At 69.3% G+C, this 17345-nt stretch carries 17 protein-coding genes; 10 read left to right on the top strand and 7 right to left on the bottom strand.

Features of this window, described 5'->3' with window-relative positions; translation table 11 throughout:
• Positions 1 to 68: 68 nt before the first annotated feature.
• A complete protein-coding gene (locus MVA01S_RS22085; protein ID WP_003930008.1) occupies positions 69 to 920 on the top strand; it encodes a Bax inhibitor-1/YccA family protein in 852 nt (283 codons plus the stop codon).
• A 198-nt stretch (positions 921 to 1118) separates the two neighbouring features.
• Positions 1119 to 2042 (top strand): hypothetical protein, encoded by a 924-nt coding sequence (locus MVA01S_RS22080; protein ID WP_003930009.1) that lies wholly within the window; start codon positions 1119 to 1121, stop codon positions 2040 to 2042.
• On the opposite strand, the gene purT is transcribed toward MVA01S_RS22080, so the two are convergent.
• Genes purT through MVA01S_RS22065 form a run of 3 tightly spaced genes read right to left on the bottom strand, consistent with a single transcriptional unit; the run spans position 2023 to position 5505 of the window.
• A complete protein-coding gene (gene purT / locus MVA01S_RS22075) occupies positions 2023 to 3228 on the bottom strand; it encodes a formate-dependent phosphoribosylglycinamide formyltransferase (protein ID WP_003930010.1) in 1206 nt (401 codons plus the stop codon). The two genes, MVA01S_RS22080 and purT, sit on opposite strands and share 20 nt — an antisense overlap.
• 27 nt (positions 3229 to 3255) lie before the next feature.
• Positions 3256 to 4473, bottom strand: a complete 1218-nt coding sequence (locus MVA01S_RS22070) for an acetyl-CoA C-acetyltransferase (protein WP_003930011.1) — start codon at positions 4471 to 4473, stop codon at positions 3256 to 3258.
• Positions 4474 to 4518: 45 nt separating this feature from the next.
• Positions 4519 to 5505 (bottom strand): SGNH/GDSL hydrolase family protein, encoded by a 987-nt coding sequence (locus MVA01S_RS22065; protein ID WP_003930012.1) that lies wholly within the window; start codon positions 5503 to 5505, stop codon positions 4519 to 4521.
• 192 nt (positions 5506 to 5697) lie between these two features.
• Here MVA01S_RS22065 and MVA01S_RS22060 point away from each other — a divergent pair, with 192 nt between their 5' ends.
• The 4 genes from MVA01S_RS22060 (at position 5698) to MVA01S_RS22045 (ending at position 10022) form a co-directional block, all read left to right on the top strand.
• Complete coding sequence (locus MVA01S_RS22060) at positions 5698 to 6768, top strand: alpha/beta hydrolase fold domain-containing protein (protein WP_003930013.1); 1071 nt, start codon at positions 5698 to 5700, stop codon at positions 6766 to 6768.
• 49 nt (positions 6769 to 6817) lie between these two features.
• Positions 6818 to 8212: a cystathionine beta-synthase gene (locus tag MVA01S_RS22055; RefSeq protein ID WP_003930014.1), complete on the top strand. Its 1395-nt coding sequence runs from the start codon at positions 6818 to 6820 to the stop codon at positions 8210 to 8212.
• 241 nt (positions 8213 to 8453) lie between these two features.
• Entirely contained in the window at positions 8454 to 9437 is a 984-nt protein-coding gene (locus tag MVA01S_RS22050; RefSeq protein ID WP_040540961.1) for a DUF2189 domain-containing protein, read from the top strand.
• A 90-nt stretch (positions 9438 to 9527) separates the two neighbouring features.
• The gene (locus MVA01S_RS22045; protein ID WP_051015263.1) at positions 9528 to 10022 is read left to right on the top strand and encodes an Rv1078 family RDD domain-containing protein; all 495 of its coding nucleotides are present in this window, start codon (positions 9528 to 9530) and stop codon (positions 10020 to 10022) included.
• On the opposite strand, the gene MVA01S_RS22040 is transcribed toward MVA01S_RS22045, so the two are convergent.
• Positions 10006 to 11196 carry an acyl-CoA dehydrogenase family protein gene (locus tag MVA01S_RS22040; protein ID WP_003930017.1) on the bottom strand — a complete coding sequence of 397 codons (1191 nt, stop codon included), beginning with the start codon at positions 11194 to 11196 and terminating at the stop codon, positions 10006 to 10008. The genes MVA01S_RS22045 and MVA01S_RS22040 overlap by 17 nt on opposite strands.
• A 31-nt stretch (positions 11197 to 11227) precedes the next feature.
• Here MVA01S_RS22040 and MVA01S_RS22035 point away from each other — a divergent pair, with 31 nt between their 5' ends.
• On the top strand, positions 11228 to 12409 hold the full coding sequence (locus MVA01S_RS22035) for a cystathionine gamma-synthase (protein WP_003930018.1): 1182 nt from the start codon (positions 11228 to 11230) through the stop codon (positions 12407 to 12409).
• On the opposite strand, the gene MVA01S_RS22030 is transcribed toward MVA01S_RS22035, so the two are convergent.
• From MVA01S_RS22030 to MVA01S_RS22020, 3 genes are all read right to left on the bottom strand, one after another.
• Positions 12406 to 13077: a GOLPH3/VPS74 family protein gene (locus tag MVA01S_RS22030; protein ID WP_060941691.1), complete on the bottom strand. Its 672-nt coding sequence runs from the start codon at positions 13075 to 13077 to the stop codon at positions 12406 to 12408. The genes MVA01S_RS22035 and MVA01S_RS22030 overlap by 4 nt on opposite strands.
• A 63-nt stretch (positions 13078 to 13140) precedes the next feature.
• Entirely contained in the window at positions 13141 to 13635 is a 495-nt protein-coding gene (greA, locus tag MVA01S_RS22025) for a transcription elongation factor GreA (protein WP_003930154.1), read from the bottom strand.
• A gap of 236 nt (positions 13636 to 13871) precedes the next feature.
• Positions 13872 to 14294: a DUF4307 domain-containing protein gene (locus tag MVA01S_RS22020; RefSeq protein ID WP_040541028.1), complete on the bottom strand. Its 423-nt coding sequence runs from the start codon at positions 14292 to 14294 to the stop codon at positions 13872 to 13874.
• Positions 14295 to 14411: 117 nt separating this feature from the next.
• On the opposite strand from MVA01S_RS22020, the gene mca reads away from it, so the two are divergent.
• From mca to MVA01S_RS22005, 3 genes are all read left to right on the top strand, one after another.
• Positions 14412 to 15287: a mycothiol conjugate amidase Mca gene (mca, locus tag MVA01S_RS22015; protein ID WP_003930156.1), complete on the top strand. Its 876-nt coding sequence runs from the start codon at positions 14412 to 14414 to the stop codon at positions 15285 to 15287.
• Complete coding sequence (locus MVA01S_RS22010; protein WP_003930157.1) at positions 15280 to 15615, top strand: hypothetical protein; 336 nt, start codon at positions 15280 to 15282, stop codon at positions 15613 to 15615. The genes mca and MVA01S_RS22010 overlap by 8 nt, the downstream gene beginning before the upstream one ends.
• The coding region (locus tag MVA01S_RS22005) for a thioredoxin domain-containing protein (RefSeq protein WP_060941690.1) at positions 15602 to 17345 on the top strand (1744 nt) is incomplete at its 3' end. The genes MVA01S_RS22010 and MVA01S_RS22005, both read left to right, overlap by 14 nt.

The following is a 17345-nucleotide window of genomic DNA, read 5'->3' as shown; positions in this document are numbered from 1 at the left end:
CGAACGTTGACCGTGTGATCCTCACAGGTCGAGGCATGACGACACATAGAGACAGGAAGGACCCGACGGTGCGCGAAAGCAGCAACCCGGTGTTCCGCACGTTGCCCAAGGGGCAGCAGGGCGGCTACGCGCAATTCGGTACCGGAGCCGCCGGCTACGGTACGCAGGCGGTACACGCCGATCCGTACACCACGCAGTACCCGGACCAGCAGCAGACGGGTGTCTCGCGGGCGCTGACCATCGATGACGTCGTGATGAAGACCGGCATGACGCTGGGCGTACTGACGGCCGTCGCGGTGGTGTCGTACTTCCTGGTCAGCGGCAACATCGGCCTGGCCATGCCGTTCACCCTGGTGGGTGCGCTCGGCGGTCTCGCCCTCGTGCTCGTCGCGACCTTCGGACGCAAGCAGGACAACCCGGCCATCGTGCTGAGCTACGCGGCGCTGGAGGGCCTGTTCCTCGGTGCGGTGTCGTTCGTCATCGCCAACATCGCCTCCGTCGGCGGCGTCGGCATGATCGCGCAGGCGATCGTCGGCACCCTCGGCGTGTTCTTCGGCATGCTCGTCGTCTACAAGACCGGCGCCATCCGCGTCACCCCGAAGTTCACCCGGATGATGGTCGCCGCGCTGTTCGGCGTCGTGGCGCTGATGCTGATGAACCTGGTGCTGGGCCTCTTCGGCGTCGGTGGCGGCGCGGGCCTGGGCCTGCGTGACGGTGGCGCTCTGGCCATCGGCTTCTCGCTGCTGTGCATCGGCCTGGCCGCATTCAGCTTCCTGATCGACTTCGACGCTGCCGACCAGATGGTCCGCGCCGGCGCGCCGGAGAAGGCAGCGTGGGGCATCGCGCTCGGCCTGACCGTCACCCTGGTTTGGCTGTACCTGGAGATCCTGCGCCTGCTCAGCTACTTCAACAACGACTAGTAGTACGGCCAGAGAAAGGGCGTCCACGAACGTGGGCGCCCTTTTTCGTGCGTCGCTTCTGGCGCTGCTTCTGCGCGAGAGTGCGCTCAGCGCATGAATTCCGGCCGATCGGCGCTCTGAGCGCACTCTCGCGGGGGTTATCCACAGAGCGCAGACATCGAGGCTGCGCGGCACGCCGAGGCCCGCCATTCTCGAACCATGCAGGTGCCGTTCATCGGAAGCGAAGCGGTGTCGGCCGGGCTCGTCCGCAAGCATCTGCTGCGTACCGGATACCTGGCGCTCTACCCCGATGTGTACACCCGCCCCGGCATCGAGTTGAGCACGCACCACCGGGCCACGGCCGCCTGGCTCTGGTCGCGGCGCGGCGGCGTCTTGGCCGGGCTCACCGCGGCGGCGTTGCACGGGGCGAGATACGTCGAGGATTCGCAGCCGATCGAACTGATCTGGTCGAACGGCCGGGCGCCGCACGGCATCAGAACCCACAAGCAGGACCTGCACCCCGACGAGATCACCCACCGTCGCGGGCTACCGGTGACCAGCGTGCAGCGGACCGCATTCGACCTGGGCCGTCGAGGTCCGCTCGACCTCGCGGTCGCCCGGCTCGACGCGCTCGGCAACGCGGCGGGTTTCGACGCCGTCGAGCTGCTCCGGTGGGCGCAGGCCCGCCATTGCGGGAAGCGGGGGATGCGCCAGCTGGTCCGCGCCTTGGACCTCCACGATTCGGGAGCGCAGTCCCCGCGCGAGACCTGGCTGCGTCTGCTGCTGATCCGCGCCGGGTTCCCGCGCCCGGCCACTCAGATCCCGGTCATCAGCGCCGACGGCCGACGGCGCTACTACCTCGACATGGGTTGGGAGGACCTGAAACTGGCAGTGGAGTATGACGGCGACCAGCACCGCGTCGACCCGCTCCAGTTCGCGCACGACATCCAGCGCGCCGAGGACCTCGACGAGATCGAATGGACTCGGATCCGCGTCGTGAAATCGAATACCACCAGCGACATCCTCAGGCGTGTGGGACGCGCCTACGCCGCGAGAGTGCGCCCAGAGCCTGGCATCGGCGAGATTCGCGATCTGAGCGCACTGTCGCGGCAGAACCCGGCAGTCAGACCGCCCGCGGCGTGACCCGGCCGGCCGCTTCGGCGGCATGGCGCCGCGCGGTGTCGACGTCGTCGTCGTAGGCCAGCGCCACCCCCATCCGGCGGGTGGGGAAACTCTGCGGCTTGCCGAACAGCCGAATGTCGGTGTGCGGCACCTGCAGTGCGGCGTCCACCCCGTCGAACACCACGCCCTCGGCGTCCACGCCGCCGTAGATCACCGCGCTGGCGCCCGGCGAGCGCAGCGTGGTGTCCACCGGCAGACCCAGGATCGCCCGGGCGTGCAGCTCGAACTCGTTCTGCCACTGCGTCACCATCGTGACCATGCCGGTGTCGTGCGGACGCGGGCTGACCTCGCTGAACCAGACCTGGTCGCCCTTGACGAACAGTTCCACACCGAAAATGCCCTGCCCGCCGAGATTCTCGGTGACCGCACCGGCGATCTGCTGTGCGCGTTCCAGCGCGGTCGAGGGCATCGGGTGCGGCTGCCAGCTCTCCACGTAGTCGCCGTTGACCTGCCGGTGCCCGATGGGTTCGCAGAACTGCGTCTCCACCTCGCCGGAGGCGCCGCGGGCCCGCACCGTCAGCAGCGTGATCTCGTAGTCGAAATCGATGAATCCCTCGACGATGACCCGGGTCTGGCTGACCCGGCCGCCCGCCATCGCGTACTCCCACGCCGGTGCGACGTCGTCGGGTCCGTCGATCTTCGACTGGCCCTTGCCCGAGCTGCTCATCACCGGCTTGACCACGCACGGATACCCGATGCCGACGATGTCGATGGCCGCCTCCAGTTCGGCCAGCGAATCGCAGAACCGGTACGGGCTGGTGGGCAGGCCGAGGGTCTCCGCGGCGAGGCGACGGATCCCCTCACGGTCCATGGTCAACCGCGCCGCACGGGCGGTCGGGATCACCGTGGTGACGCCCTCGGCCTCCAGCGCCTCGAGCGCGGGCGTGGCGATGGCCTCGATCTCGGGCACCACCAGGTCGGGCCGCTCGGCCTCGATCAGCGCACGCAGCTGATCGGGGTCCGACATGGTGATCGTCCGGGCGTGGTGGGCGACCTGCTGGCCAGGCGCATTGTCGTAGCGGTCGACGGCGATGGTCTCGACGCCGAGGCGCTGCAGCGCAATCAGCACTTCGCGGCCGAGCTCACCGGAGCCGAGCAGCATGACTTTCGTGGCGCGCGGTGACAGCGGCGTTCCGATGGTGGTCATCGGAACAGAAGTCTAGGACCGGACGGCTCAGGAGAGCCGCTCGACCACCATCGCCATGCCCTGGCCGCCGCCGACACACATGGTCTCGATGCCGAAGGTCTTGTCGTAGGTGGCCAGGTTGTTCAGCAGCGTGGCGGTGATCCGGGCGCCGGTCATGCCGAACGGGTGGCCCAGCGCGATCGCGCCGCCGGAGACGTTGAGCTTGTCCTCGTCCATGCCCAGCTCCCGCGCCGAGCCCAGCACCTGCACCGCGAACGCCTCGTTGATCTCGTAGAGGTCGATGTCGGAGATGCTCATCTTCGCGTTGGCCAGCGCCTTCTTGACCGCCTCGATCGGGCCGAGACCCATGATCTCCGGCGACAGCCCGGACACGCCGGTGGACACGATGCGCGCCAGCGGGGTCAGGCCCAGCTCCTTGGCGCGGGTGTCGCTCATGATCACGACCGCGGCGGCACCGTCGTTCAGCGGGCACGCATTGCCGGCGGTAATCGTGCCGTTGGGCCGGAAGACCGGCTTGAGCTGGCTGATCTTCTCGTAGCTGGTGCCCGCGCGGGGGCCGTCGTCCTTGGACACCACGGTGCCGTCGGGCAGCGTCACCGGCACGATCTCGCGCTCGAAGAACCCGCTGTTGATGGCCTCCTCGGCGCGGTTCTGCGACCGCACACCCCAGTGGTCCTGATCCTCGCGGCTGATCCCGGTGAAGGTGGCGACGTTCTCGGCGGTCTGCCCCATGGCGATGTAGACGTCGGGGATGAGGCCGTCCTCGCGCGGGTCGCGCCAGGTGCTTTCCTCTTCGGCCTGCTTGACCGTGCGCGCCTGCGCGTCGGCGAAGACCGGGTTCTTGGAATCCGGGGCGCCGTCGGCAGCGCCCTTGCCGAACCGCGACACCGTCTCCACGCCGGCCGAGATGAACGCCGAGCCCTCGCCGGCCTTGATCGCGTGGAACGCCATCCGGGTGGTCTGCAGCGACGACGAGCAGTACCGGTTGACGGTGGTGCCCGGCAGGAAGTCGTAGCCCAGCTCGACCGCGACCGCGCGGGCGATGTTGTAGCCGGCCTCACCCGCGGGCTGCGCGCAGCCCATCATCAGGTCGTCGATGTCGCGGGGATCCAGCGCGGGCACCTTGTCCAGCACGGCCTTGACCATCTGCGCGGCCAGGTCGTCGGGACGCATCGAGACCAGCGAACCCTTGTTGGCCCGGCCGATGGGGGAGCGGGCGGTGGCGACAATGACGGCTTCAGGCATGGCGGGCTCCTCAGGGTTCAACCGGTAGAACGTGTTCTGAAAAACCTAGCCCGCGGACACCACGATCGGTGCGGGCACCCCGGTCGAGCGCCGCCAAAGCCTGCTCAGCCCGCCGAGCCGGGCGAGCAGAGTCCCGCCCTCGCCGGTCCTGGATTCCAGCGCCGCTTCGGCCGGAGTACCGGTGACGAACTCGCCCAACGCATTACAGAGCGCGGGCAGCAGCTGCATGGCGGCCAGCTCGTAGCCGGCCGCCGAGGGATGGAACATGTCCGGAGAGAACAGCAGTTCCGGCGCCTGGTAGAAGTGCGGCGCGAGCAGGTCGGAGAACGGCACCGGCACCCCGCCCGCGGCGCGCACCGCAGCCGCCTGGGCGTGCGCGAGACGCAGCCCGCGGCTGCGGGCCACGAACCGGAGTGGCTGCGGGATGGCGGTGATTACGCCGAAGTCCGGGCAGGTGCCGACCACGACGACCGTACCGCCGGCCCGCAACCGCTGTACGGCGCGCCCGAGCCGCCGAGCGGACGGGCCGACGCCGTTGGGTGCGGTGATGTCGTTGGCGCCGATCATGATGACGGCGGCGTCGGGCGGGGGGCCCGCGACGTACATCGCGTCGATCTGCCCGGACAGCCCCTTCGATGTGGCGCCGACGATCGCCTTGGTGCTCAACCGGATCCGCTTGCCGGATTCGGCGGCCAGCCCGCGCGCCAGCAGCACCCCCGGCACCTCGTCGGCGACGTCGCAGCCGTACCCGGTGGCCGTGGAGTCGCCGAAGATCATGAGGTGCAGGTCGAACCCGACGCCGCGGTACCAGCGTTCGGGCGGGCCGCCGTCGGGTGAGTAGACGCCGTCGGCGCGGGGCGGGATGTCCCAGGATTTGGGGATCACCTGACGCGCCTGATCGGCCTGGCCGTGGAGCAGATTGCGGGCGCCGACGTAGGCGGTGCCTGTCGACGCCAGCGTTGCTGCGGCCGCCAGAGCGACCGTGGAACGGCGTGGTGTGTGACCGCCGGGAGCACGACCGAGGATGCCCACCCGGCAAGTTTAGGCCGCGTGCGCGCGGATGTCGGCGGCGCGCGCAGGATCGCCCGTCACGGTGCGGTATCGACTGCGGTACCAAAAGCGTTTAGACCATTGTGATAGTGGTTACATGTGTCAAGCTAAGTGACGAGCTTGTCTGAATAACTCGGCTTATCCCGGACTACAACGTCGTAGGAAGTGGTGGCGATGACGGCACCAAGCAAGGTTCCCAGCTCCTCAGCGCTGGGCGTAAGGGCAGCTAGAGCGCAGAAGTCTCGCCGCTTCCCGGTTTCCGACGGTGCGCCCGTCGAGGTGGTCGAGGACGGCCCGAGCGTCGCCGGCCGGCTCATGGGCCTGGCCGCGACGGCCACGATCAAACCGTTCCTGACGGTTGGCAGCTATGCCCCCAAGTTGCCCTGGCCGTGGGGCGTGCTCGACTTCGCCGCACGCGTGCTCAAGCCCGCGCCCGGCACCGTGCGGGCCACCATCGGCCTGCCGCACTGCAACGCCCAGCTGGTCCGCGCGGCCGGTGTGCTGCCCGCCGACGGCAACCGCAGCGTGATTCTCTACCTGCACGGCGGGGCGTTCCTCACCTGCGGGGTGAACACCCACGGCCGGCTGGTGACCGCGCTGTCGAAGTGCGCGGACGCGCCGGTGCTCGTCGTGAACTACCGGATGATCCCCAAGCACTCGGTCGGCACCGCGCTCGAGGACTGCTTCGACGGCTACAAATGGCTGCGGGAGCTGGGCTACGAACCCGACCAGATCGTGTTGGCCGGCGATTCCGCGGGCGGTTACCTGGCGCTGTCGCTGGCCGAACGGCTGCAGGCCGAGGGCATCAACGGATTCGTCGGGGAGACGCCGGCTGCGATCGTGACGATGTCGCCGCTGTTCGAGATCGACAACGAGGCCCGTGCCGAACACCCGAACGCGCGCAGCGATGCGATGTTCCCGCCGAAGGCCTTCCACGCTCTGGTGGAGCTCATCGAGGCGGCCGCCGAGCGCCGGATCGTCGACGGCAGGCCGGAAGAGGTGTACGAGCCGCTCGACCACATCGAACCCGGGCTGCCGCGCACGCTGATCCACGTGTCGGGGTCCGAGGTGCTGCTCAGCGACGCGCGCAAGGCGGCACGACTGCTCGCCGCCTCCGGCGTGCCGGTCGAGGTGCGGATCTGGCCGGGCCAGATGCACGTCTTCCAGCTCGGGGCGCCCGCGGTGTCCGAAGCTGCCCGGTCGATCAAGCAGATCGGTGAGTACATTCGCGAGGCCACCTGGTAGCACCGGAGGCCGCCTGGCCACTCGAGGGCGCGCCTGAGACCATGGACGTATGCGCATCGCCCGGCACGTCAGTGAGCTCATCGGCAACACCCCTCTGGTTCAACTGAACTCCGTCGTGCCGCCTGGCGCAGGCACCGTCGCAGCCAAGATCGAGTACCTCAACCCCGGCGGCAGCTCCAAGGACCGCATCGCGATCAAGATGATCGACGCGGCCGAAGCCAGCGGGGAGCTCAAGCCCGGCGGCACCATCGTCGAACCGACCTCCGGAAACACCGGGGTCGGGCTGGCGTTGGTGGCCCAGCAGCGCGGGTACAAGTGCGTGTTCGTCTGCCCCGACAAGGTCAGCGAGGACAAGCGCAACGTGCTGCGCGCCTACGGCGCCGAGGTCGTGGTGTGCCCGACGGCGGTCGCCCCGGACGATCCGGCCAGCTACTACAGCGTCTCCGACCGGCTGGTGCGGGAGATCGACGGCGCGTGGAAGCCCGACCAGTACTCCAACCCGATGGGCCCGGAGAGCCACTACGAGACCACCGGCCCCGAGATCTGGGCCGACACCGACGGCAAGATCACCCACTTCGTGGCCGGCGTCGGCACCGGCGGCACCATCACCGGGGCCGGCCGCTACCTCAAGGAGGTGTCCGGCGGCCGGGTCAAGGTCGTCGGCGTCGATCCCGAAGGGTCGGTCTACTCCGGCGGCACCGGCCGCCCGTACCTCGTCGAGGGAGTCGGCGAGGACTTCTGGCCGTCGGCCTACGACCCGTCGGTGCCCGACGAGATCATCGCGGTCTCCGACGCCGACTCGTTCGACATGACCAGGCGGCTGGCCCGCGAAGAGGCGCTGCTGGTCGGCGGTTCCTGCGGAATGGCGGCGGTCGCGGCGGTCAAAGTCGCCGAACGGGAAGGCCCCGACTCGCTCGTGGTCGTGCTGCTGCCCGACGGCGGCCGCGGCTACCTCTCCAAGATCTTCGACGACGCATGGATGTCGTCCTACGGGTTCCTGCGCAACAGGCTGGACGGGTCGGTCGAGGAGTCGACCGTCGGGGACGTGCTGCGCGGAAAGTCCGGGGCCCTACCCGATCTGGTCCACACCCACCCGTCCGAGACGGTGCGCGACGCGATCGGGATCCTCCGGGAGTACGGGGTTTCCCAGATGCCTGTGGTCGGCGCCGAACCGCCGGTGATGGCCGGCGAGGTCGCGGGCAGCGTGTCCGAGCGCGAGCTGCTCTCGGCGGTGTTCGAGGGCCGTGCCAAGCTCGCCGACGCCGTCGCCGAGCACATGAGCCCGCCGCTGCCGCTGATCGGCGCCGGGGAACTGGTCAGCACCGCGGCCAAGGCGCTGCGCGACTGCGACGCGGTGATGGTCGTGGAGGAAGGCAAACCCGTCGGGGTGCTCACCCGCCATGACCTGCTCGGTTACCTGTCGGAGAGCAGGGCCCGCCGCTGACGCGCTCTCGGGCTGGAAACCCCTGCTCGGCGGCTTTGCTCAGGTAATGTGAGCACGCTTGTCCAGCCATGCGCGAGCGGAGGGGGTCCATGATCGATCGACCGCCGCTGGCCTGCGGGAACATTGTTGCTCCCGGTGACGCTGGTATCGCGTTTCGAACTTCCACAGTCATGCCACGCACACCGATGAAGGGGAACGGTTCGCGCGCGGTGACGTTCGCGACCGAGATCAGGAGATAGCCATGACAGACAATCCGCCGCCCGGTGGGAACTTCCCGCCTCCGCCGCCCGGTGGCTACCCGCCGCCTCCGCCGCCCGGTGGCAACTTTCCGCCTCCGCCGCCCGGCGGTTACCCGCCGCCTCCGCCCGGCAGCGGCTTCGGCCCGCCCCCCGGCGGTAATTTCCCGCCGCCGCAGGATCCCAGCGGCTACCCGCCGCCCCCGCCCCCGGGGATGCCGACCGGCGGCTTCGGCCCACAGGGCGGCTTTCCGCCGCCCGCGCCGGGCTACCCGCCGATGGGCGGCCCCTCGGTGTCCGTCGGCGACACGTTCGGCTGGGCGTGGAACAAATTCACCAAGAACGCTGTCCCGCTGATCGTCGCGACGCTGGTGTTCGGGGTGGTGCTGATTGCGCTGCAGGGCATCATCAACGTCGTCCAGATGCTGGTCTCGCCAGGGGACACGAGCTACGTCGCCGACGACAGCGGTCTGTCGTTCTCCTACGTCGGCACCGGTTTCGCCGGCATCCTGGTGGCCATCGTGGGCTGGTTCCTGTCGCTGATCGTCAGCGCCGCGATCCAATCGGCGTTCCTCGGCGGCATCTTCGACATCGCCAACGGGCAGCAGGTCACGGTCGGGTCGTTCTTCCGGCCGCGCAATATCGGCAACGTCGTCATCGCCGGGCTGATCGTCGGCGTGATCACCACCATCGGGTTCTTCCTGTGCATCGTGCCGGGCGTGATCGCCAGCTTCCTGCTGATGTTCACCACCATCGCGGTCCTGGACCGCAACCTGGCGCCGATGGACGCGATCAGGTCGAGCTTCGAGACCGCCAAGGCCAACGTCGGTCCCGTGCTGCTGATCTGGCTCACCACCATCGCGCTGGTGCTGGTGGGTGCGCTGCTGTGCGGCGTGGGTCTGCTCGTCGCGGGCCCGGTGGCCACCTTGATGCTGGTGTACACCTACCGGACTCTCAACGGCGGATTCGTCGCCCCCGCAGTCCCGTAACCCCACGTTTGACCGATGTCGGCGTGCCCGCCTGATGCGGGCACGCCGACATTGCGTTGTGCCGCAGTGCGGTCCGGGGATGATGGGGTGGTGAACGGGACTGCGCCGAGACTGCCGCGACGGGCCTACACCCCGTGGTGGGCGAGGGTGGCCGCGTGGGCGGTCGACGCCGTCCCGCTCCTCCTCGGCTGGGCGATCTGGGAGACCGTGGCGGTCACCGGCGCCGCGATGGACTGCGTCACCTACGACAACGGCGGCGTCTCGTGCAGGTCGGTCACCACGCCGGCGATCGATCTGCTGACCGTGTCGATGCTGGTGTTCACGCTCGGCTACCTGGTGTGGAATCACGGCTACCGCCAGGGCGTCACCGGCGCCAGTCTCGGCAAGTCGGTACTGCGCTTCCGGGTGCTCGACGAAAAGACCTGGCAGCCGGTCGGTTTCGGGGCCTCGCTGCTGCGGCTGCTGGTGCACCTGGTCGACGCTGCGATCTGCTTCGTCGGCTTCCTGTTCCCGCTGTGGGACCCCAGGCGTCAGACGCTGGCCGACAAGCTCGTCGGCACGGTGTGCGTCAGCGGAACGCGCTGACCCCGGTGAGCGCCTCGCCGATCACCAGTTGGTGTACCTCCGAGGTGCCTTCGTAGGTCAGCACCGACTCCAGGTTGTTGGCGTGCCGCAGCACCGGATACTCCAGCGTGATCCCGTTGGCCCCCAACAAGGTTCTGCACTGGCGGGCTATCTCGATCGCCTCGCGGACGTTGTTGAGCTTGCCGACGCTGACCTGTTCGGGCCGGATCCGGCCCGAATCCTTGAGGCGGCCCAGGTGCAGGGCGAGCAGCTGCGCCTTGCCGAGCTCCACCGCCATGTCGGCGATCTTGGCCTGCGTGAGTTGATAACTGGACAGCGGCCGGTCGAACACCGCGCGGGTGCCGACGTAGTCCAGGGTCGCCTCCAGGCAGTCCCTGGCCGCCCCGACCGCGCCGAACACGATCCCGAACCGCGCCTCCGACAGACAGCTCAGCGGCGCCTTGAGGCCCGCAGCCTCGGGCAGTCTGGCGTCCTCGGGCACGCGGACGTCGTCGAGGTGGATCTCGGAGGTGACCGACGCCCGCAGCGACAGCTTGCGCGTCATCTCGGTGGCGTGCAGCCCCGGCGTCGAGGTCGGCACCGCGAACCCGACCACCCCCTCCTTGGACCGCGCCCAGATCACCGCGACGTCGGCGACCGAGGCGTTGGTGATCCACATCTTCGAGCCGTTGAGGATCCAGTCCGACCCGTCCCGACGGGCGGTGGTGCGCATGCCGCCGGGATTGGAGCCGTAGTCCGGTTCGGTCAGGCCGAAGCAGCCGATCAGCTCGCCGGCCGCCATCCCGGGCAGCCACTGCGCGCGCTGCTCCTCGCTGCCCCAGCGGTGGATGGCATACATCGCCAACGAGCCCTGCACCGACACCAGGCTGCGCAGCCCGCTGTCGACCGCCTCGAGCTCCTGGCACACCAGCCCGTAGGCGGTCGCCGACGACCCGCCGCAGCCGTATCCGGTCAGATGCATGCCGAGCAGGCCGAGCTTGCCGATCTCGAGCGCGAGCTCACGCACCGGGACCCGGCCGCTGTCGAACCACTCCGCGACGTGCGGTCGCAGCCGTTGTTCGCCGAACTCGCGCACCATCGTGCGCAGGTCCCGGTCCTCGGCGCTGAGAAGTGAGTCGAGATCGAGGAGGCCTTCGAGCGTGGTCGTCGTCGACGGTGACTGGTGAACGGACATGCCCAAGTTGTACACCGCTAGCCTTGGCGGCATGAGTGAGCAGCGCAGCGCCGCGGACCATTACCGGGCTTACGGACCGGCCACCAAGGCCATCCACGCCGGATACCGGCCCGATCCGGCAACCGGGGTGGTCAACCCGCCGATCTACGCGAGCTCGACGTTCGCCCAGGACGGAGTCGGCGGCCTGCGCGGCGGCTTCGAGTACGCCCGCACCGGCAACCCGACCCGCTCGGTGCTGGAAGGCGCGCTGGCGGCGATGGAGGGCGCCGCCTACGGGCGGGCGTTCAGCTCGGGGATGGCGGCCACCGACTGCGTGCTGCGCGCGGTGCTGCGTCCCGGCGACCACATCGTCATCCCCGACGACGCGTACGGCGGCACCTTCCGGCTCATCGACAAGGTGTTCAGCCTGTGGGGCATCAGCTACACCGCAGTGACGCTGTCCGACCTCGACCACGTGCGCGCGGCTGTCAGCGACCGCACCAAGCTGATCTGGATCGAGACGCCGACCAACCCGCTGCTGTCGATCGCCGACATCGCCGGCATCGCCGAGATCGGCGCGGCCAGGGGCGCAAAGGTGTTGGTGGACAACACGTTCGCCTCACCGGCTTTGCAGCAGCCGCTGTCTCTGGGTGCCGACATCGTGCTGCACTCGACGACGAAGTACATCGGTGGGCACTCCGACGTCGTCGGCGGGGCTCTGCTGACCGACGACGAATCCCTGGACGCGGCGTTCGCGTTCCTGCAGAACGGCGCGGGCGCGGTGCCGGGACCGTTCGACGCGTACCTGACCATCCGCGGGCTGAAGACGCTTCCGTTGCGGATGCAGCGGCACAGCGAGAACGCGCTGGCGATCGCCGAGTTCCTCGCCGAGCATCCTGCGGTCACGACGGTGCTGTACCCGGGTCTGCCCAGCCATCTCAACCACGACGTCGCGGCCCGCCAGATGAGCGGATTCGGTGGCATGGTGTCGGCGCGGCTGCGCGGCGGTCCGCAGGCCGCCCGCGACTTCTGCGCCCGCACCGAGATCTTCATCCTCGCCGAGTCGCTGGGCGGGGTGGAATCGCTGATCGAGTATCCAGGCGCGATGACGCACGCCTCGACCGCCGGTTCCCAGCTGGAGGTGCCCGACGACCTGGTGCGGCTGTCCGTCGGCATCGAGGACGTCGCCGACCTGCTCGGCGACGTCGAGCAGGCGCTCGGCTCCCTCGGCTAAGCCAGCGGAGTCAGCGCCTGCCGGACCGCGGACGAGGTGACCGCGAGGTTGATCTCCGGCAGCCCGGACACGGACTCGTCGACCCAGCTGCCGCCGGCGATCTCACCTGCGCGGGCGTGCACCCAGCGCCAGCCGCGGTCGTTGAGGCTCAGCAGTGCGCCGAGGCCGTCGACCGCGTGCAGCACGGTGATCACCCCGGCCGTCGCCGGTGCGGGCGGTCGCCGGTCGAACAGCGCGGCCATCAACGCGACGCGCGCCGCGGTGGCCCGGTCGCGGTGGATGAGCGGGTACGCGTACGAACGTCGGAACAGCTTGCCCGACCGAGGGATACGCCGAATCTGGCCGGTCCGCTCCAATTGTGCGACGACGAGCTTCTCGCTGCGTTTCGCCAGCGATTTGATCGCCGCGCCGGGGATGAGCGGCCGGGCGCGCAGCAACTCGAACGCCGGATCCGCCACCGGATCCATCGGACCGGCGGCGTCGAGCGCGACCAGCCGGCCCGCCGGGATCGGCTCGCCGTCCACGGCAGGCCGAATGCGGCAGGCGTAGGCCAGGTCGAGCAGCACCGCGGCCGCGAGCGCCCGCTCGCGGCGTGGGCCGTCCAGGGCGGGTTGGGCGGACGCGTTGTCGATGAGCAGCAGGAACAGGTCCTCTGCGATCTGCGCCATCGTCGGAGACTAACGCGGCCTCAACGGGCCGCGCCCGTCACCGGGACCCGGCCCGCTGTGGCCTCAGCCGTGATACGGCTCGGCGCTGACCAGGGTGACCTTGACGGTGTTGCCGCTGGGCACGGTGTAGGAGCGCGATTCGCCGACCTTCGCGTCGAGCAGCGCGCCGCCCAGCGGCGAATTCGGCGAGTACACCTCGAGCTTGCCGTCGCTGACGCCCTGCTCGCGGGTGCCGATCAGGAAGGTCTCGGTGTCGTTCTCGTCGTCGTCGTAATAGACCTTCACCACCGAGCCGGGCAGGGCGACGCCGGACTGCTTCGGGGCCTCGCCGACCTTGGCGTTGTTGAGCAGCTCCTGCAGCTGACGGATGCGGGCCTCTTCCTGGCCCTGCTGCTCGCGGGCGGCGTGGTAGCCGCCGTTCTCACGCAGGTCGCCCTCTTCGCGGCGGTCGTTGATCTCGGCGGCGATGACGGGACGGTTGGCGATCAGCTGATCGAGCTCGCCCTTGAGGCGGTCGTGGGACTCTTGGGTCAGCCAGGTGACCTGGGTGTCGGTCATGTCCTGCTCCTGTCGTTTTGTTGCTTCTACGCGGTAGGGCCGAAGAAGGTTGAAAAAACTCCACACGGCGCCGGGAAGCTCCTGCGTGTACTGCTGTCATCGCGAGCGTCGGTTCTGAGCTCCAGAATGCAGCAATACACGGCCCCAGCAGGAACCGTGTATCGGGCCAGCATAGCACCGCCGGGTGGGCCGAACCTCAGATTTTTACCGCCGCCGTTGGGCCGCCCGGTCGGTTCTCAGCCGCCGACCAGGTAGCCCGGAACGTCGGTACCGCACCCGTACACGTCGCCCACGACCGCCGGCCGGCTTGTCTGGACAGTCGCTGTGACCTGCACCGTCTTGTCCGATGCGGGCGGCACCAGCACCTCGCGCCGCCCCGTCTCGTCACCGTCGTAGGACCGGGCGCGCACGATGCAGACCACCGGGCGTGACGGGTCGTCGCGGGTCACGCTCACGGTGACCTCGACGGTGTGGGGATCGACCACCCGGTAGCCGGCGAGTTCGCCCTTGACGTCGCCGGAGCCGAACCGGGTGAACGCGACGGCGGCGATGGCGATGCCGGTGACCACCACCAGCGCCGTCAATCCGATGACGATCCAGCGGCGGGTGCGCCTGCTGAGCCGCTGTCGTCCGTAGCGTTCGGTGGGACGGTCGATCATCTCGTTTTGCATGCCCGTCGGTCGGATGGGTCTACTAGACCTGGAACTATAAGGCCACTCGCGCGGTTGAACCGAAGCGTGAGTGGGCAAGCAGGTGACCAGCTGAGAAGGACCAGGTTGAGCGAACTGCGGTTGATGGCCGTCCATGCGCACCCGGACGACGAGTCCAGCAAGGGTGCGGCGACGATGGCGCGCTACGTCGACGAAGGCGTGCGCGTCATGGTTGTGACGCTGACCGGTGGGGAACGTGGCGACATCCTCAATCCGGCGATGGACCTGCCGGAGGTGCACGGCCGGATGCCGGAGATCCGCCGCGACGAGATGGCCAAGGCGGCCCAGATCCTCGGCGTCGAGCACCACTGGCTGGGCTTCGTCGACTCCGGACTGCCCGAGGGTGATCCGCCGCCGCCGCTGCCCGAGGGGTGCTTCGCGCAGGAGCCGCTGGACGTCCCCACCGCGGCGCTGGTCAAGGTGATCCGGGACTTCAAGCCGCACGTGATGACCACCTACGACGAGAACGGCGGCTACCCGCACCCGGACCACATCAAGTGCCACCAGGTGTCCGTCGCCGCCTACGAGGCCGCCGGCGACCACCTGCTCTACCCGGACGCCGGCCGGCCGTGGAACGTCTCGAAGCTGTACTACAACCACGGGTTCCTGCGGCAGCGCATGCAGGTCCTGCAGGACGAGTTCGCCAAGCACGGCAAAGAAGGTCCGTTCAGCAAATGGCTGGAGAGTTGGGACCCGGAGGAGGACCTCCTGGCCAAACGGGTGACCACCCGGATCGAGTGCAGCAAGTACTTCGCTCAGCGGGACGAGGCGTTGCTGGCACACGCCACGCAGATCGACCCGAAGAGCTTTTTCTTCACCACACCGATGGAGTGGCAGCAGCGGTTGTGGCCGACCGAAGAGTTCGAGTTGGCCAGGTCACGGGTGCCGGTGAAACTGCCCGAGACCGACCTGTTCGCCGGGATTGAGGAACGCGATGACTGACCTGCTCATGATGGGCATGGACCTGATGACGGTGGCCCAGGACGGGCCGCGTCAGACCGGGCCGGATTTCGGCAAGGCAAGCCCGTTCGGGCTGATCATCGTGGTGCTGCTGCTGATCGCGGTGTTCCTGTTGGTGTGGTCGATGAACCGGCACCTGCGCAAGCTGCCGAAGTCCTTCGGCGCGGCCGAACCCGAGGGTGACGAGTCGGCCGGCCCTCCGGCCGACAGCGGGGCCGGCGAAGGTGAGGCGGGCGAGAAGAAGGCCGGCGCCGACCCGGACCTGGCGACCGAGAATCCGGCCGACGGGACGGAACGTGGCTCGAGCTGACGGCTCGACGAATTCCCTGGCGCGGGCGACCAGCCCGTATCTGAGGCAGCACGCCGACAACCCGGTGCACTGGCAGCAGTGGACACCGGAGGCCTTGGCGCTGGCCGCCGAACGCGACGTGCCCATCCTGCTGTCGGTGGGCTATTCGGCCTGCCACTGGTGCCATGTGATGGCCCATGAGTCCTTCGCCGACGACGACGTCGCCGCGGCGATGAACGCCGGCTTCGTCTGCATCAAGGTCGACCGCGAGGAGCGGCCCGATCTGGATGCGGTGTACATGAACGCGACGGTGGCGCTGACCGGTCAGGGCGGCTGGCCGATGACATGCTTCCTGACCCCCGACGGCCGGCCGTTCTTCTGCGGCACCTACTACCCGAAGGACACCTTCCTGCAGCTGCTGGCCGCGGTCACCGAGACGTGGCGCACCCGCCGCGCCGAGGTGGAGGAGACGTCGGACAAGATCGCGGGGGAGTTGCGGTCGATGGCCGCGGGCCTGCCCGGTGGTGGGCCGCCCGTCACCGCCGTGATGTGCGACGAGGCGGTGGCGGCCGTGCTCCGCGACTTCGACACCGTCAACGGCGGTTTCGGTGGCGCGCCCAAGTTCCCGCCCTCGTCGCTGCTCGAGGCGCTGCTGCGTCACCACGAACGCACCGGCGCGTCGCCGGCGCCGGTGTCGCAGACCTGCGAGGCGATGGCCCGCGGCGGCATCTACGACCAGCTCGGCGGCGGATTCGCCCGCTACAGTGTCGATGCCAAGTGGGTGGTGCCGCACTTCGAGAAGATGCTCTACGACAACGCCCAGCTGCTGCGCGTCTATGCGCACTGGGCCCGTGTCACCGGAAACCCGTTGGCGTACAAGGTGGCCGAAGAGACCGCGGAGTTCTTGATCGACGAGTTGCGCGCCGACGCGATGTTCTGCTCGGCGCTGGACGCCGACACCGCCGGGGTGGAGGGCCTGACCTACGTGTGGACGCCCGGCCAGCTCGTCGACGTGCTCGGCGAGAGCGAAGGACGTTGGGCTGCCCACGTTTTCGGGGTCACCGAGGCTGGAACCTTCGAAGCGGGCGCGTCGGTGCTGCAGTTGCGGGCCGATCCGGAGGACCCCGACCGCTTCGAGCGCGTGCGCACGGCCCTGCGCACGGCCAGGCGTGCCAGGCCGCAGCCCGCCCGCGACGACAAGGTGGTGACCGCGTGGAACGGGTTGGCGATCACCGCGTTGAGCGAGGCGTCGTTCGCGTGTGACCGGCCCGAGTATCTGTCCGCCGCAATCGAATGCGCCCGCCGTGTGCTCGCGGTGCATGTGGTCGACGGCCGACTCCGGCGCTCCAGCCTCGGCGGTGTGGTCGGCGACAGCGTGGCGGTGCTGGAGGATCACGCCGCGCTGGCCACCGGCCTGCTGACGCTGCACCAGGCGACTGCGCAGCCGGAATGGCTCGACCATGCGTGCCGACTGTTGGACCTCGCGCTCGAGCACTTCGCCGATCCCGGTGTCCCCGGCCGGTGGTTCGACGCCGCCGACGACGCCGAGCAACTGGTGCTGCGCCCGTCGGATCCGCTCGACGGTGCCACGCCCTCGGGTGCGTCGCTGGCCGCCGAGGCGCTGCAGCTGGCCGCGCATCTGACCGCCGGTCCTGCCGCGCAGCGGTATTCGGCGGCCGCCGAAGCCTCGCTGTCGGCGGCCACCGTGCTGCTGACGCGCGCTGCGCGCTCGGCCGGACACTGGCTGGCCG

Source organism: Mycolicibacterium vaccae NBRC 14118 = CIP 105934, assembly GCF_001552715.1.
Lineage (GTDB): Bacteria > Actinomycetota > Actinomycetes > Mycobacteriales > Mycobacteriaceae > Mycobacterium > Mycobacterium vaccae.
The sequence above is the reverse complement of the archived record's forward strand: the minus strand, read 5'-3'. Positions and strand labels throughout refer to the sequence as shown.